The organism is Pseudomonadota bacterium (genome assembly GCA_034660915.1).
In the GTDB taxonomy this organism is placed as follows: domain Bacteria; phylum Desulfobacterota; class Anaeroferrophillalia; order Anaeroferrophillales; family Anaeroferrophillaceae; genus DQWO01.
Genome location: JAYEKE010000063.1, coordinates 1 through 16,628 on the forward strand (window position 1 = coordinate 1; position 16,628 = coordinate 16,628).

Genomic DNA, 16,628 nt, shown 5'->3' on the forward strand with positions numbered 1-16,628 from the left:
TCAAACGGCTTTTCCTCCTCCGTAATCTCCGGCAGCTTTTTCTGTTTTTTAATTTTTCCTTCTTTAATCAACCGATCTTTTTCTTCGGCAATTTTTTCTAGTAGAACGCTGGCGGGTTCATCGTCAGGATTTTGGGGGACGAGTTTGCCCATGACGGCGAGTTGGAGGATGGTTTGTTTGAGTTGGTCGATGCTCTGCTCAGTGGTAAACAGAAGGTCGAAGTGGTTGGCAAGGCGTTGCCAGGCATGGGTAAATTCGTCGTGGTCGACGGCATTGGTGAGGGTAGCGAGCAGGGTTTCCAGCAAGGTTTGGTGGGTGGTATTGCTGTCGGTTTGTTGCTTTTCCAGTTGGTCACAAAGGGCCATCAGTTCATCGACTTTGGCGACGATGCGGGATTGTTCAGCAAGCGGTGGCAAGGGCAAAGGTGTTTCCGAAAAAAACTCTTTTGGCACGCGCTTTTGACCAGCAGTACCGGTCATCTTAGTCTCACCTGCATGCAAAAACATAGGCGCTTTCAAGAACAACAATACATAACGTGAAACCAAAGTGGAACCAAAAGGTCTTGCAATATGGAGCTCCGTCGTCCCTGCACCAATACCATTCTTTAATCCAGAAAGTACAACTGCCTTACTATTTTCAAAGCAAGGGGTGATTTTTGCAACGCCAATATCACCATCCGCAAAATGGGTATACCCTTTTTTAATTTCACCCCATGCTTTTGTCTCTTGACCATGTTCGCCTGTATGTGAAATAGATATAAGAGGCATCGGAATAAATGAGGCTTTCAAATTAACTTCAGCTTCGTTTCTGGGGTTAATTTGAGATATAGAGCCTAATCTCGCCCACTCCCACCCCGCCGGCAACTCAAAAGGCTTTTCATCCTCCGTAATCTCCGGCAATTTCTTCTGTTTTTTGATTTTGCCTGCTTTGATCAGCCGGGCTTTCTCTTGGGCGATTTTTTTCAACAGTTCCGAGGCGGGTTCGTCGTTGGGATCTTGGGGGACAAGTTTGCCCCGGACGGCAAGCTCCAGGATCAATTCGCGGAGTTTTTTGATGCCGTACAAGCTGTAGCCGTTCGTCTTTTTTCCCCGGCCCCGGCCGCCGGTCTTTTTCGGCTCCCGGGAATTGGTCCAGATATCGAGATGTTCGGTGATCAGGCAGGTCATTTTTCAGACGTCTCCACCATTCAGGGCCTCGGCCAGGATGGTTTTGAGCTGGTCGCGGAGGTTTTGGATTTCCTGCTGCTGTTTGGCATATTTTTCCAGGAGTTCGTCGGGATCGTGGTTGAGCTGGTCGCTGACGTGAGGATTTTTGATGTCGAGGTTGTAGTTGCGGGCCTTGATCTCATCGATGGTAACTTTCCAGGCCCGTTCGGTTTCTTTCCGGGCGGCAAAATTATCGACCTCGCGGCCCCACCAGTCGATTTCGGTCTGGAATTCCTCAAAACGCATGGGCTTGGTTTTGTTGTAGCTTTTGGCGCCTTCCGGATAGGGGTGTTCGTAATACCAGATAGCTTTGGTGGGCTCGCCTTTGGTAAAAAAGAGGAGGTTGGTTTTGATGCCGGTATAGGGGCTAAAAACGCCGTTAGGCAGGCGGACGATGGTGTGGAGGTTGCACTCAGCCAGGAGTTTTTCCTTGAGCCGGGTTTTCATGCCTTCGCCAAAGAAAAAACCGTCAGGGAGAACAACGGCTGCCCGGCCCCGGGCTTTGAGGAGATGGATAATCAGGGTCATAAAAAGATCGGCGGTTTCCCGGGTACGGAAGGTCGCCGGAAAATTGTTTTCGATACCGTCTTCCTCCATACCACCAAAAGGCGGATTGGTGACGATAACATTGACCCGATCTTTGTTGGTATAATCCCGCAAAGGTCGGCTCAAGGTATTGTCATGCTTGATATTGATGGGAGTATCAATACCGTGGAGGATCATGTTGGTGACGCAGAGCATATGGGGCAGGGATTTTTTTTCGACGCCGTGAATGGAAGCCTGCAAGGTTTCTTCGTCGGTCGCGGTTTTGACGTAACATTGGCGTTTATGCTCAATGGCACAGGCAAGGAAGCCGCCGGTGCCGCAGGCCGGATCGAGAACAGTTTCGTCTAATTGCGGATTGACCCGATTGACAATAAATTGGGTCACGGCGCGGGGGGTATAGAATTCACCGGCATTGCCGGCACTTTGCAGGTCTTTGAGAATCTGTTCGTAGATATTGCCGAAGGTATGGCGATCCTGCCGGGTGTTAAAGTCGATCTCGCAGATTTTATTGATCACCTGGCGCATCAGAGTGCCGGACTTCATGTAGTTGTAGGCATCTTCAAAAAGGTCGCGGACAACCAGGGCGCGCTTGCCGTCCAGCCCCTGGATATCAAGTTCATTTTTCAGGGCGGGGAAAAGTTTCATATTGACGAAATCGGCGAGCTCATCACCGGTCATGCCTTCGGGATCTTTGGCCCAGGATCGCCAGCGCAGATCTTCGGGCAGCGGCGAGTGATAATCATCTTCGAGCAGTTCTAGCTCAGCTTCCCGGTCGTCGAAAATTTTCAGGAAAAACATCCAGACCAGCTGGCTGATACGCTGGGCGTCGCCATCGACACCGACATCTTTGCGCATTATGTCCTGAATGGATTTGATAATCCCGGAAACGTTGCTCACGCGGACTGCTCCCGATTAAAAAGTTCCTTTTCCAGCTCCCGGACGGCGTTTTCGTAATGGTTCTTGCCGCCGAAAGCCTGGTTGATAATTTCCATTGGCGTTCCCATATCGCTGAAGGGTTTGAGCTTGAGCACTTTGGCATTTTCGAGCGGTGAGACCCCTTCATCGGCGTATTTATCCAGCAGGGCGTTTAAGACCGCTTTGGCCTGTTCGCCGTAGCGGCTGAAATAATCGCGTTTCTTAACCTTTTCGGTCCGCTCCCTGCGGGTGAGCGGCGGCTGATCGTAGGCAATATGGCAGATGAGATCAAAGGCGCCGTAGTCTTTGCCGACGATTTCAGCAAGATTGTCGAAGACGATGCCGTGATCTTCGAGCAGGGCAATAATCGCCTGCTTCTTTTCGGCGCTGTTCCAGCGGCGAAGAAATTCATCCAGGGACGTGAAGGCTGATTGAATCTGTTTGCGGCTGAAATCACGATATGATTCGGTCATCAGATAGCCATCGGGACCGATATATTCAATCCGTTCGGCAATAATACTGGCCGGGACGCCGCTGACGACAATTTTATAGCCACTTTCACTATCACCATCGTCATCTTCATCGTCGTCGCCAGGGCCGTCAGGATCGGGGGGAACGGGATCGTCATCAGGGCCAGGTTCATAGATAACGACCGGCTCGCCATCAAACTCCACATCCCGAAACAGCTCGGTGGCTTTTTTGAAATCCATAATGGTGAAAAAATATTTATGGTACTCTTCTTCGATGCGCGTCCCCCGGCCGATGATCTGTTTGAAGGTGGTCATCGAGTTGATGGTTTTATCCAGAACAATAAGCTTGCAGGTTTTGGCATCGACGCCGGTGGTTAAAAGATCCGAGGTGGTGGCAATGACCGGAAAGCGGCTCTCGGGATCGATGAAATTGTCAAGCTCGGCCTTACCTTCGACACTGTCGCCGGTGATGCGGACGATATAGCGAGGATTATCGATAGCCAGCTTGCCGGCAGCATTGATGATGGCCACCCGCATCCGTTCGGCGTGGTCGATATCTTCACAGAAGATGATGGTCTTGGCAAAGGGGTCCGTGGCGGTCAGAAACTGTATGACCCGCCCGGCAACCAGTTTGGTACGCTGGTTGAGAACCAGGATGCGGTCCATATCCTGCTGATTGTAGGTGCGGGTTTCGATCTCACGGCCAAGGTCATCAATCATGCCGCGAGGCGGAGTCCAGCCATAGAGGTCTTTATCGATATCGATGCGAACAACTTTGTAGGGGGCGAGAAAACCATCTTCAATCCCCTGTTTCAGGCTGTAACTGTAGACCGGATCACCAAAATAGGTGAGATTGGAAACATATTTGGTTTCTTTGGGGGTAGCGGTCATGCCCAGTTGAATGGCGCCGGAAAAATATTCCAGGATTTCACGCCAGGCGGAATCTTCGGCGGCGCTGCCCCGGTGGCACTCGTCGATAATAATCAAGTCGAAAAAATCGGGAGAGACGCTTTTAAAGATTTTATCGTCTTCGGCCGGTCCGGTGATGGCCTGGTAGAGGGCCAGCTGGATTTCGTAGGCCGGATCAATCCGGCGTTTTTTAACCTTGGTCATCACCGGGCCAAAAGGCTTGAAATCATTGACCAGAGTCTGGTCGGCGAGAATATTGCGATCAACCAGGAAAAGAACCCTCCGGACCGCTTTGGCTTTCCAGAGCCGCCAGATGATTTGAAAGGTAGTGTAGGTCTTGCCGGTGCCGGTGGCCATGACCAGCAACACGCGCTTCCGACCCCTGGCAACCGCCTCAACCACCCGGTTGACCGCCTCGACCTGATAATAGCGCGGCTTCTTGCCGGAGCTGTCTGCGTGATAGGGCTGCAAAACCAGCTCTTCCGCCGTTTCTTCAATGCCGCGATATGCTTTGTAGCGCTGCCAGAGAATTTGTGGTGCGGGAAACTGTTCAAGCGGAAACTGAGTTTCGATATCTTCGCCGGGAGCGGAAACTTTATTGTGTGAGGCGAAGGCGTCGCCGTTGGAACTGAAAGCGCTGGGCACCGCCAGGATTTCAGCATACCCCAGGGCCTGCTGCATGCCATGGCTGACAATATGATTGTTATCCTTGGCCTCGATAACCGCAAGGGGAATCCCGGGCTCCCAGGAAAGGACATAGTCGGCAAACTTTTTCTTTTTCTTATTGCGGGCCGACATGTTGCCCCGGACAACAACAGGGCCGGGGGTGAGAGTCACCTCGCGCCGCATCTGCCTTGTCTGATCCCAGCCGGCATTCTTCACTGCCGGAGTAATGAACAGATCACAGATATCGCTTTCGCTGAGTTCCTTTTTATTGATGCTGTCCAAAACAAACCTCCAAGAGGCTTTTACCAAAAGGGGTAAAAACCGGACTACCTTTTCGACTTGCCTCTCCTGGAAAATAATTCTGTCCCGGTTTTTCCGAAAATATCAGGATGAGACCTGCTGCAACCTCTCCGCCAGCCAGACCTTGATAATGGATTGTCGGGGAACGCCGAGGCGTTTGGCCTCCTTATCCAGGGAATGAATCATCCAGAGAGGGAAATCGACATTAACCCTTTTTTGCTCCAATCCAGAACGTCTGGCTTTTGCCATATCCAGATACTCCAGCACACTCTTTCCCTGATCAAATTTTTTGTCGAAGTCTTCAGCTTTCATAGATCTCAATCTCCTCATCTCTCGCCCGGCGCACAGCGATAATCCTGATATTCTCACCACGATAGGTAATAACTCCCGACCAGCGTTTTTCGGCGATCTTTCCAACAACTAAAAACCGCTGTTCATCCGTTGTTCTTGCCGGAATTTCTAATAAATCGGGATCGTCCCAAAGCGCCTGGACTTCGATAAAATCAATCCCATGCTTCTTATTGTTGATTTTTGATTTTGCGGGGTCAAATTCATATTTCATGATATAAATATTATACCTGAAAGGTATATATTGTCAATCAATAAACTACGGAAATTTTCCATCCTGATCACGCCAGGCTCTTGGTGCTGATTTCATAGACGTTTTTGGAAATGCCCGTTGTATTTGCAATCCGCTCAAGCTGGGCGCGCATCAGCTGCCGGCGGGACTCATCGTAGCGTCGCCAGCAGGTCATGGCGGTCAGCAGCCGGGCGGCAATCTGGGGGTTGCGGGAATCCAGCTTCAGGACCTGGTCACTGAGGAAGGCATAACCGCCGCCGTCCGCCGCATGGAAAGCCGCCGGATTGCCTTGGCTGAAGACCCCAACCAGAGACCGGACCCGGTTGGGATTGTCAAGGGTGAAATCCGGATGCCGTAAAAGTTCCCGGACCTTTCCCAGGGTGTCCGGACGGCTGGAAGCCGCCTGGATGGCAAACCACTTGTCCAACACCAGTGGATCATGATGCCAGCGCCGGTAAAAATCATCGAGGGACGGCTGACGCTGAGGATGGTCGCTGTTTGCCAGACAGGTCAAAGCCGCCAGCACATCGGTCATATTGCCGGCTTCCCGATACTGGCGAACGGCCAGCTCCTGTTTTTCACGATCATCCCCTTTCATCAGGTAAGCAAGAGAAACATTTTTCAGCTGGCGACGGGCCATGGCGGCAGGGTCCAGGGAATAAGATCCCTCATCCGCCATCTGCCGATAAATCTCCAGCCATTTTTCGCCGCCGACAAGGGCCAGCTGCCTGAGGACAAATTCCCGCACCCGGTGAACGGCTGCAGGATTTATCTGCTCCAACTGTTCTCCCAGGTAGGTTTCGGTCGGCATGGTAACGGTCAGCGACCGCAGAGCCGGGTCCACCCGCTCATCAGTAAACGCCATGATAACGGCTTCAGAAAATATTTTGTCCAGCACCAGCTCACGGCCATGTTCAATATCCGTCAATAAGCGCAGCATGATTTTTACGGCCAGCTGCTGGCCCGCCTCCCAACGATTGAATTCATCCGGATCATGGGCCAGCAGAAAGGCCAGATCGGCATCACTGCAATCAATATCCAGAATTACCGGAGCGGAAAATTCCCGCAGGCAGGAAAGCACCGGCTCCGACGCTACATTGATAAACTGAAAGGAAGATTCAGCTTTAACGCATTCCAACACCAGAGAATCACCAGCCACGGGTTTCGCTTCACCGGCCAGCTGCAAAGGCAGAGACTGCCCCTGGCGATCCAACAGGCCGACCACCACCGGCAGCAGAAAAGGTTCTTTTTTCTCCTGACCCGGGGTGGGGAGACAACTTTGCCGCAGGTTTATGGTAAAAGTTTTATTCCGGGAATCATAGACAGTCCGCACCTTAAGCTCCGGGGTTCCCGCCTGGCTGTACCAACGACGGAAAATTGAAAAATCCCGGCCACTAACCTCGGCCATGGCGGCGACAAAATCCTCGATGGTGGCCGCCTGGCCATCATGGCGCTGGAGATAAAGACGCAGGCCGCGGCGGAACAACTCCGGACCGATCAAGGTCTGAATCATCCGGATGACTTCGGCACCCTTGTTGTACACCGTCACCGTGTAAAAGTTGTTGATTTCGACGTAGGAATCCGGACGCACCGGATGGGCCAGCGGACCGCGGTCCTCGGGAAACTGGGCGTTGCGCAAAATCCGCACCTCCTCAATCCTTTTCACTGCCCGACCGATCACCGAGGCGGAGAATTCCTGGTCGCGAAAAACCGTCAGCCCTTCCTTGAGACTCAGCTGGAACCAGTCCCGGCAGGTCACCCGGTCGCCGGTCCAGTTGTGGAAATATTCATGGGCAATCACCCCTTCGATGGCCTGGAAATCAGCATCGGTGGCCGTCTCCGGCTCGGCCAGTACATACTTTGAATTAAAAACATTCAGGCCCTTGTTTTCCATCGCCCCCATGTTGAAATCATCCACCGCCACAATCATATAGCGATCCAGGTCATATTCCAGGCCATAGGTCTCTTCATCCCAGCGCATGGCTTTTTCCAGCGACCGCATGGCATGGGCGCATTTTTGGCAATTACGGGCTTCCACATAGATATGAAGGGAAATATTTCTGCCGGACATGGTGGTAAAATCATCCCGAATTTCCACCAGATTACCGGCCACCAAAGCAAAAAGATAGCAGGGCTTGTTAAAAGGATCTTCCCAGGTGGTGAAATGGCGGTCGTCCGCCAGCTCACCATGATCCACCAGGTTACCGTTGGACAACAGGATCGGGTAGCGGTGGCGATCGGCACGAATAGTGGTCCGAAACCGGGAGAGAACATCGGGACGATCAAGATAATAGGTGATTTTGCGAAAACCCTCGGCCTCACACTGAGTACAAAAATTGCCGCTGGATAGATAAAGCCCTTCCAGGGCAGTATTGGCCCGGGGATTGATATGGGTCACCAACTGCAACTCGAAGGCATCCGGCACTTTTGTAATAGTCAGGGATTCTTCATCCACCTGGTAATCGACGGCAGGCAAGTGCCGACCATCAAGGGACACCGACCGCAGATCAAGCTCTCGGCCGTCCAGTACCAGGGTGGCTGAAGGTTGATTGGAATTTGGATTCCGGCGGATCATCATTTTGGCGGTCACCACGGTATTTTCTTCGGCCAGATCAAAAGTCAAATCCACCTGGTCAATGATGAAAACCGGTGGCTGGTAGTCCTGCCGGTAGATGGTTTTTGGGCTAAGGTCTGTCGTCATGGTTGTCAATCTCCAATAAATAGGTATTATGTGCCCATACTCAGGGCGTTTTGATCAGCTGGACCGCAGCCAGGGACACCATGCTCATGGCTGCACCGGCGATGAAGACCAGACGGTAGTCGACCATCCAGATAAGTCCGCCGAGGGCCGGCAGCACCACGGCGGCCAGGTGATTAATGGTAAAACCCACCGCCATGCTGGGGGCAATATCCCGAGGCGCGCCGATTTTCTGAAAATAAGTACGGATGGCAATGGCAAAATTAAAAAAAATATGATCCAGGATATAAAGTCCGGCAGCCAGCAACTTGCTCTGCACCAGGGCGTAGCCGATAAAAATCAGTACAAGGCTGGCATATTCAAGCGAAAGCACTTTTCTTTCGCCAAAGCTGATGATGGCCCTGGCAATCAGGGGACTGAGATAAAAATTGATGATATTATTGATCAGAAAAAGAATCGCCACTTCGCGCAGAGAGAAATGGAAAACTTTCACCAGCAGGAAAACCGCAAAAGCAATGAAAATCTGCCGACGGGCACCGGCCATAAAGGTTAAAAAATAAAAAAGCCAGTATTTCTGCCGCAGGATCATCTTTTTATGCTGCACTGGCAAAGTTTCATCAACCGGCTTCCGGGAAAACCCCCAGAGCGCCACCGCGGCAAGCAAAATACCGATCAACAGGTAAAGCTGTTTATAGCTGAAAAAGGGCTGGGCAAGATAAATGAAAACCCCGACGGCAATATTGGCCAGGGCGGCATAGCGGCGTTGGCGGCCGAAAACCAGGGGGGATCTGGTTTTATCAAAATACTGCAGGGTCAAAGACTGATTGGTGGTTTCGTAATAGTGAAACCCGGAGCTCATAATCAGGGTGGTGATGATAATGCCGCTGTAGGTCGGCAGGCAACCGGTAAGCGCTACCCCCAGCCCCAGGAAAAGAATCGACAGTGCCGAAAGATGATGTTCTTTGATAATCAGGATAAAATAAACGGTAAGCAGGGCCAGGAAACCGGGAATTTCCCGCACCGACTGGATAATCCCCACCTGGGCGCCATTCAGACCGACGGTTTCCACCGCGAAGTTGTTGAACAAGGTCCGCCAGGCCTGCAACCCCACCGCCGAAGCAATGGTCAAAACGATCAGGTAACGGTACATGGGCTTGGCAGAGACAGTTTTCATCTCATCCCATTTTTACCGGAAACCGGTACGGCACGGATCCCCGATCGCGACGACAGGACAATACCCAAAACAACAAAAGCAATTCCGACCATGTGATAAGGATACAGTTTTTCATGGAGAAAGATAACCGCCAGGATAGCGCTGAATACCGGCAGGCAATGGATAAAAAGTCCGGCTTTATTCGCCCCGATTTGCACAACCCCGTGATTCCAGGCAATGAAGGCAATGACGGAAGCAAAAAGCGCCACGTAAAGGATGGCAGTGATATTGATTTTATTGAGGGGAAAACCGCCGACAGTAGCAAGTTCATGAAGGTAAAAAGGCAGGAGCATCAACACCCCCAGCAAGGAGATGATAACCAGAAAATCAAGCGGGGGAATTTCCCGGGGGCGCCGGTGATAAAAGGCGGTATAGAGCGACCAGAAAAAAGCCGCGGTTAAAACCAGCAGGTCACCGACGGAAAAATCAAGGGCCAGGATATGTGCCAACTTACCGTGGGCGATGACCACCAGGGCTCCCAACATGGATACGGCTGTGCTCAGCGCCTGCCGGCCGGTCAATGGGGTTTTGAAAAAAACATAGGAAATCGCCGGCACCTGCAAGGGAACCGTAGAAATCATCAGGGCGGCATTAATGGCGGTGGTTGAATGCAGGGCGGTATAAATCAGGCTGTTGAACCCGGCCACTCCGGTCGCTGCCAGCATGATGGTCAAAGGCAGATGCCGGCGGACAATCCGCCGATATTGCCACACTTTGAAACCGCTTAATGGCAGCAGAAAAACCAGCGCTATGGTCCAGCGCCAGAAATTGAAAGCCAGGGGGGGAATATCATTATTAAGCGCCCGACCAACAACGAAATTAGCACCCCAGCATAAGGCCGCCAGGATAAGGCATAAAAATGGAAAAAGTTTTTTCAAAATGTTTCGCCTGCTTGTCGCACTGGTTTGCACCTTTGTTTCGCTTACGCCCTGAGCGACAGCGAGGAAGTGCCCTTGGGGTGCTTCGCACGGGGACAGAATTAAATTCTGTCCTCACATCGAGACAATTTGGAAGTACCAGAATATTTACAATTTATTCGCCTGTGGTCAGCTCGACAAAATAACCGCCATACTTGCGGACATTGAGTACCCCACCGGCGAAAATCAGGTATTGGCCTTTAATTCCCAGCAGTACATCACTGATTTCCGGGGTTTTGTCAAGATTATAGGCACTTATCTTTTCAGGATAACGGGAAACAGGATAGGTAATGTCTACAGGACTTGCGCCATCCATGAAGGTAACTGAATCCTCACCAAAAAGTTTCCGCAAATCAGCAATATCAGCGGCAAAACGTTCATGCAGTGTTTTGGCAATCGCCGGCAAATCAACAATCTCCGGATCACCACAAAGCATACGCCGCCAGTCGGTACGGTCACTCAATTCTTCTTTCAGCCGCACCTCCAGCAGACCGGATATCAGGCGCTCTTTTACCCGATAGAGAGGCAGGGCCTGGACTGCTCCCTGGTCAATCCAGCGGGTGGGAACCTGGGAAAGCCGGGTAATTCCAACTTTCACCCCGGAGGTGTTGGCCAGGTAGACATAATGGTCCTGCAGGCAGTGGGCTTCACCCCAGGCTGGTTCCCGGCAGGTACCGGCGGCATAATGGCACTTTTCCGGCTTCACCATGCAGATATCACAGACTGCCAGTTTCCGCACACAGGGAAAGCAGTAACCCTGCTGAAAACTTTTCTTAATCAGCCGTCCGCAGGCAATACAGTTTATCCGGCCGGTAAAATTGATGCTCAACGGTTGGCCAATATACTGATTCAAGGGGACCGATATCGTCCCTGCCGGAAGCTGATAGGAAACAGGGTTATCAAGTCTGCTGACCATTTTGGCCAGGTTTCCAGAAATCAGGCTCATATTCAGGCCTGCTTAAGGGCGTTCCGGTATAATTTTTTTCTTTTTTCTACCCTATTCATACCTTTTTCGTAGCACAATATTTCCCGAAAGGTCAAACCGCATGACAGCCGGATGAAATTATCACCTGGTCAAAATAGCAGATGGCCGCCTATAAATATCCCCGGGTGGTGAATATCCGTAAATCCCTGCCAATGACTGCCACCGGCAAAATCCTTAGAAAAGAACTCAAGGCCGAAGCCATAGAAAAAAGCTGACAATTTCCCGACAATCTCAATAAAAGGGCGCCACATATGTGGCGCCCGGACGCTATGGTCAACACTACGATTTGAATCTATTATTGTAATTACAACCTTCGTCGCTCAAAAAAGAAAAAGAGGGCAAATCCACAACCGATGAAAACGATGATGAACAGCCAATGATTGACACCAAAAACCTGAGGCAGGGTAATTTTGCCATAATTTCCCCAGGTGAAGACCGTTTTTTTCAACATTGGGTAGGCTTCGGCAAACAACACCGCCCCCACCAGCATGCCGACAATACCTGCCAAGGCGTCCAGACGACCTTCTCCCAGGGCTCCCAGTGCAGTACCGGGGCAATAACCCAATAATCCCCAGCCAGCCCCGAAGATTAAGCCACCGATGATATTGGCCCCCAGGATGGTCGGCTTGACCGATAAACTGACCATACCCATATCCAGGAGCAGGTAGATGCCCACCGTGCCCACCAGAATAGCGGAAAACATGAATTTGACAATTGTCATATCCTGCAGCCGCATGGCACCTACCTGTTTATCATAGCGCAATACCCTGGCTTTTTGGAGCAAAACCCCAAAGATAATACCGGTAATCAAACCATAGACAAGCATCTTCATGATCAGCTCCTGCCATAGATCAGGCGGGCAACAACAATCCCACCGGCAAAAAAACAGACAACCGCGATAAAACCGCTTACCGAAAGCTGCAGCGAACCGCTCAGCCCATGCCCGCTGGGTCAGCCACCGGCAAGACGAGCCCCGAACATGGCAATGACTCCGCCGACAAAAGCCACCAGAAAACGTTTACCGATGCTATTGCCAAAGCGGCTCTGCCACATGGTCGGCGTTGCCTGGACTTTAAAGGTGGCGGAACTTATCGCAGAAATAAAAGCACCGACCAGAATCCCGATGACAAACATCCACTGCCAGTCAATTTTTGGACTTTTTTTGACAAAATAGGCCACCTTCTCCACATGCTCGGGCAAAACAATTTTTTCCAGCATCCCGGCCGAGCGCACAAAAGCGGTGGAAGCGCCAAAGTATTTTCCAGCAATCAGCACGGAAAAAACAATGAGCAGTCCGCTCAGCGCACCGGCTACGTAGGGACTCCAACCTTGATCATTATCTTTCATGACCCCTCTCCATTATTCTTTTCTAACAATATATGGCAACTTCGTCCATAACTTTCTTGGAAATTTCTCGTTTCATTTTTCAGGAAGGCACCTCCAAATCGAAACGGTCAAGGTTCATTACTTTATTCCACACCGCTACAAAGTCATGCAGGAACTTCTCCTGGGAGTTCTCACATCCGTAGACTTCCGCCAAGGCCCGGAGTTGGGAGTTCGAACCGAAGATGAGATCGATACGGGTACCGGTCCACTTGAGTTCGCCACTCTTGCGATCACGACCCTCGAACACCTGTTCATCTTCCGAGGTTGCCTTCCACGTCGTGCTCATATCGAGCAGATTCACGAAAAAGTCGTTGGTGAGCGTCTCGGGCTGCCGGGTAAAGACACCGTGCGGGGACTGCCCGAAGTTGGCATTCAAGACGCGCATGCCACCGACCAGAACCGTCATTTCAGGAGCAGTCAGGGTCAGCAACTGCGCCTTATCAACCAACATTTCCTCTGCCGATACGGCATATTTAGCTTTGAGGTAGTTACGGAACCCGTCCGCCTTCGGTTCGAGTACGTGAAACGACACCACGTCGGTCTGTTCCTCCGACGCATCCGTGCGTCCCGGCGTGAAGGGAACGTTTACATCGTGACCGGCGTCCTTGGCAGCTTTTTCGACAGCGGCGCAACCACCCAGAACGATGAGATCCGCAAGGGATACCTTTTTCCCGCCGGACTGCGCGGCGTTGAACTCCTGTTGGATTCCCTCAAGGGCCTGCAGCACAGCCTCAAGTTGCTCGGGCTGGTTGACCTCCCAACCCTTTTGCGGCGCGAGGCGAATGCGCGCCCCGTTCGCCCCGCCGCGCTTGTCAGAACCGCGGAACGTGGACGCCGAAGCCCAAGCCGTCGAGACCAGTTGGGAGACAGAAAGGCCCGAAGCCAGAATCTTGCCCTTGAGGTCGGCGATATCCTGCGCGTCGATCAACTCATGATCGACTGCGGGCACCGGATCCTGCCAGATCAGTTCCTCGGCCGGTACTTCCGGGCCAAGATAGCGCGAGCGGGGGCCCATGTCGCGGTGGGTCAGCTTGAACCACGCCCGGGCAAACGCGTCCGCAAATTCCTCCGGGTTCTCGTGGAACCGCTTCGCAATCGCCTTATAAATCGGATCCATCCTCAGCGAGAGGTCTGCCGTGGTCATCATGGTCGTAACCCGCTTCGCCGGATCGTGAGCGGCAGGCGCGAGATCCTTTTCATCCGGATTGACCGGAACCCATTGGTAGGCACCGGCAGGGCTTTTCACCAGATTCCAGTCATATTTGAACAGTATGTCGAAATAACCCATATCCCACTGGGTCGGTTTCGGCGTCCAGGCACCCTCCAAGCCGCTGCTGATCGTGTCACCCCCCTTGCCGCTGCCGTGGCTGCTCTTCCAGCCGAGCCCCTGTTCCTCGATGGATGCAGCTTCCGGTTCCGGACCGACATGCGCTGCATCACCAGCACCATGACATTTGCCGAAGGTGTGACCGCCGGCGACCAGGGCAACGGTCTCCTCGTCGTTCATGGCCATGCGGGCGAAGGTCTCGCGAACGTCGCGGCCCGACGCGAGAGCATCCGGCTCACCGTCCGGGCCTTCCGGGTTCACGTAGATCAGGCCCATCTGAACGGCCGCCAGGGGGTTTTCGAGATCCCGGTCACCGGAATAACGGCTCTTGGGCATGTCGCTTGTAGCCAGCCATTCTTCCTCGGAACCCCAGTAGACGTCCTCTTCCGGCTCCCAGATGTCCTCGCGCCCGCCGCCGAAGCCGAAGGTCTTGAATCCCATCGATTCCATCGCGCAGTTGCCGGCGAGGATCATCAGATCGGCCCAGGAGATCTTGTTGCCATATTTCTGTTTGATCGGCCAGAGCAGACGGCGCGCCTTGTCAAGGTTCACGTTGTCGGGCCAGCTGTTGAGAGGCGCCAAGCGTTGATTGCCGGAACCTGCCCCGCCGCGGCCGTCGCCCATGCGGTAGGTGCCGGCGCTGTGCCACGCCATCCGGATGAAGAGCCCCCCGTAGTGACCATAGTCCGCCGGCCACCAGTCCTGCGAGTCGGTCATCAGCGCATATATGTCCTTCTTCAGGACGTCCAGATCAAGTTTCTTGAATTCTTCAGCGTAGTTGAATTCCTCGCCCATTGGATTGGACTTGGATGAATGCTGGTGCAGAATGTTAAGGTTCAACTGGTTCGGCCACCAGTCTCGGTTTGACGTGCTACGGCTGGCTACGTCACTGCTAGATCTGCCCGTTACCGGACACTTGCTTTCTTCATTCATCTTCGTTCTCCTTTTTTTCAGGTTTGGATTTGTACAGCTAAAAAATTATTATTACTATTTTATTGTTATTATTATATAGGATTAGTTACTATATAATAGGCAAAAAAAACACTCACGGGGTTCGTTCCTTTTGCAGACATTTGTTACAAACCCCAGTCATGATTACCTGCTTCTCTGTCACTTGCCCCCAGGAAGAAGCATAACCAGGAAGTTCACTGTTGTCAAAAGCCTGCCATTGCATATCGGTAATTTCACCACAGCGGCTGCATATAAGATGATGATGTTTCATTCTCCTGGCCTCAAAACGGGCCTGGCTTTTACCAGTTGGAACTCTCACGATAAGATCATGAGCTTCCAAAGTATGAAGATTCCGGTAGACGGTGTCCAAAGAAATGGTAGGCATCTCTTGACGCAGCCTCTCATAGAGAGTTTCCGCCGAAGGATGATCATCGGCATTAAGCAGGAGGCGATATATCTCACGGCGCTGATGGGTAAGCCGAAGATCAATTCGATGGCAAACCGACTCAAACTCAGCGAGAAGATCATTCATCATCTTGACATCCAGAGTGGATGAACTTTTCATCATCTTAATTTTTCACTTTTCAGTAATTATTATTATCTACTAGATATCCTGCAACAAAGAATCTGTCAAGCATTTTTCAGCCAACCGGCAGGCAGAAAAACGCAAAGACACCCTGCACCCCCAGACGCAGAAAGGGGAAATACTTTTTTATGACTTTATGATCTCCAGGAGATTTTATTTCCATCTATCGGCTCCATAAATATAATCAGCAATTTTTCTCTGATCGCTATCCGCAGCAGAAAATCCTGTCAAGATTTTTTCAGATTGACATTCCCAGGCGTTTGCGTTATTGAATTATGAAAATTTCCGGGCAGAAGCTCGCAGGCTGAAAACATATTTTTCTGAATAACAAATAGTAATTGCTGAAAAATACCACGAAGGTATCATGACCGTGAAGGTCTGTAACCCTCGTGGTTTTTTTTTGCATAGGAAGAATCAAATGAAAAAAATAGCTGCCGCCGCCATCTCATTCGCCCTGTTGATTTTTTTAACCGCCGGAATTTGTCTGGCCCATTTCGGCATGCTTATTCCCTCGGATTCCATGATCATGCAGGCGGATCCACGAACAGTGCGCCTGACCCTTTCCTTCTCTCATCCCTTTGAAGGCCACGGAATGGAACTGACAAAACCGAAATTCAGCGTTGTCACCGCCGGGCGGAAACATGACCTGACCAATTCACTCACCAGAACCAAAGTCATGAAACACACTGCCTGGCAGATTGACTATCAGATCAAAAGGCCGGGAGTTTATGCCTTTTACATGGAACCAAAACCCTACTGGGAACCGGCTGAAGATTGTTTCATCATCCATTACACCAAGACCGTGGTAACGGCTTTCGGCGATGACGAGGGCTGGGATGAAGAAATCGGCCTGAAAACCGAGATTGTTCCACTGGCCAAACCTTATGGTCTCTATGCCGGCAATGTTTTCCAGGGGATAGTAAAACTGGATGGCAAGCCCGTACCTTTTGCCAAGGTAGAAGTAGAATATTATA

At 51.6% G+C, this 16,628-nt stretch carries 14 protein-coding genes; 1 reads left to right on the forward strand and 13 read right to left on the reverse strand.

The features are described 5' to 3' along the window. The 13 genes from U9P07_03735 to U9P07_03795 form a co-directional block, all read right to left on the reverse strand. On the reverse strand, positions 1 to 1,166 hold a 1,166-nt coding region (locus tag U9P07_03735), incomplete at its 3' end, for a restriction endonuclease subunit S (protein MEA2108509.1). Positions 1,167 to 1,169: 3 nt separating this feature from the next. Further along, positions 1,170 to 2,648: a class I SAM-dependent DNA methyltransferase gene (locus U9P07_03740; protein MEA2108510.1), complete on the reverse strand. Its 1,479-nt coding sequence runs from the start codon at positions 2,646 to 2,648 to the stop codon at positions 1,170 to 1,172. Next, entirely contained in the window at positions 2,645 to 4,993 is a 2,349-nt protein-coding gene (locus U9P07_03745) for a DEAD/DEAH box helicase family protein (GenBank protein MEA2108511.1), read from the reverse strand. The genes U9P07_03740 and U9P07_03745 overlap by 4 nt, the downstream gene beginning before the upstream one ends. 102 nt (positions 4,994 to 5,095) lie before the next feature. Next, entirely contained in the window at positions 5,096 to 5,323 is a 228-nt protein-coding gene (locus tag U9P07_03750) for a CopG family transcriptional regulator (protein MEA2108512.1), read from the reverse strand. Next, complete coding sequence (locus U9P07_03755; GenBank protein ID MEA2108513.1) at positions 5,313 to 5,573, reverse strand: BrnT family toxin; 261 nt, start codon at positions 5,571 to 5,573, stop codon at positions 5,313 to 5,315. The genes U9P07_03750 and U9P07_03755 overlap by 11 nt, the downstream gene beginning before the upstream one ends. A gap of 67 nt (positions 5,574 to 5,640) precedes the next feature. After that, a complete protein-coding gene (pepN, locus tag U9P07_03760) occupies positions 5,641 to 8,292 on the reverse strand; it encodes an aminopeptidase N (GenBank protein ID MEA2108514.1) in 2,652 nt (883 codons plus the stop codon). A 40-nt stretch (positions 8,293 to 8,332) separates the two neighbouring features. After that, entirely contained in the window at positions 8,333 to 9,463 is a 1,131-nt protein-coding gene (locus U9P07_03765; protein ID MEA2108515.1) for an MFS transporter, read from the reverse strand. Further along, positions 9,460 to 10,380, reverse strand: a complete 921-nt coding sequence (locus U9P07_03770) for a DMT family transporter (GenBank protein MEA2108516.1) — start codon at positions 10,378 to 10,380, stop codon at positions 9,460 to 9,462. Before U9P07_03770 ends, U9P07_03765 begins: the two co-directional genes overlap by 4 nt. Positions 10,381 to 10,534: 154 nt before the next feature. Next, complete coding sequence (locus U9P07_03775; GenBank protein ID MEA2108517.1) at positions 10,535 to 11,365, reverse strand: DUF2797 domain-containing protein; 831 nt, start codon at positions 11,363 to 11,365, stop codon at positions 10,535 to 10,537. 343 nt (positions 11,366 to 11,708) lie between these two features. Then, positions 11,709 to 12,236, reverse strand: coding sequence for a DUF6691 family protein (locus U9P07_03780; GenBank protein MEA2108518.1), 528 nt, complete (start codon positions 12,234 to 12,236; stop codon positions 11,709 to 11,711). A 2-nt stretch (positions 12,237 to 12,238) separates the two neighbouring features. Continuing rightward, complete coding sequence (locus U9P07_03785) at positions 12,239 to 12,751, reverse strand: YeeE/YedE thiosulfate transporter family protein (GenBank protein MEA2108519.1); 513 nt, start codon at positions 12,749 to 12,751, stop codon at positions 12,239 to 12,241. A gap of 79 nt (positions 12,752 to 12,830) precedes the next feature. Continuing rightward, positions 12,831 to 15,050: a catalase/peroxidase HPI gene (gene katG, locus U9P07_03790; protein ID MEA2108520.1), complete on the reverse strand. Its 2,220-nt coding sequence runs from the start codon at positions 15,048 to 15,050 to the stop codon at positions 12,831 to 12,833. Positions 15,051 to 15,162: 112 nt separating this feature from the next. Continuing rightward, a complete protein-coding gene (locus U9P07_03795; protein MEA2108521.1) occupies positions 15,163 to 15,636 on the reverse strand; it encodes a transcriptional repressor in 474 nt (157 codons plus the stop codon). Positions 15,637 to 16,072: 436 nt separating this feature from the next. On the opposite strand from U9P07_03795, the gene U9P07_03800 reads away from it, so the two are divergent. Beyond that, positions 16,073 to 16,628: DUF4198 domain-containing protein (locus tag U9P07_03800; GenBank protein MEA2108522.1), on the forward strand; the 556-nt coding region annotated here is incomplete at its 3' end.

Bases quoted from the DNA above. Each gene is read 5' to 3' on its own strand.
- U9P07_03750 (MEA2108512.1), bottom strand. From the start codon at position 5,323: ATGAAAGCTGAAGACTTCGACAAAAAATTTGATCAGGGAAAGAGTGTG.
- U9P07_03780 (MEA2108518.1), bottom strand. From the start codon at position 12,236: ATGAAGATGCTTGTCTATGGTTTGATTACCGGTATTATCTTTGGGGTT.
- U9P07_03795 (MEA2108521.1), bottom strand. From the start codon at position 15,636: ATGATGAAAAGTTCATCCACTCTGGATGTCAAGATGATGAATGATCTT.
- U9P07_03765 (MEA2108515.1), bottom strand. From the start codon at position 9,463: ATGAAAACTGTCTCTGCCAAGCCCATGTACCGTTACCTGATCGTTTTG.
- U9P07_03775 (MEA2108517.1), bottom strand. From the start codon at position 11,365: ATGAGCCTGATTTCTGGAAACCTGGCCAAAATGGTCAGCAGACTTGAT.
- katG (MEA2108520.1), bottom strand. From the start codon at position 15,050: ATGAATGAAGAAAGCAAGTGTCCGGTAACGGGCAGATCTAGCAGTGAC.
- pepN (MEA2108514.1), bottom strand. From the start codon at position 8,292: ATGACGACAGACCTTAGCCCAAAAACCATCTACCGGCAGGACTACCAG.
- U9P07_03755 (MEA2108513.1), bottom strand. From the start codon at position 5,573: ATGAAATATGAATTTGACCCCGCAAAATCAAAAATCAACAATAAGAAG.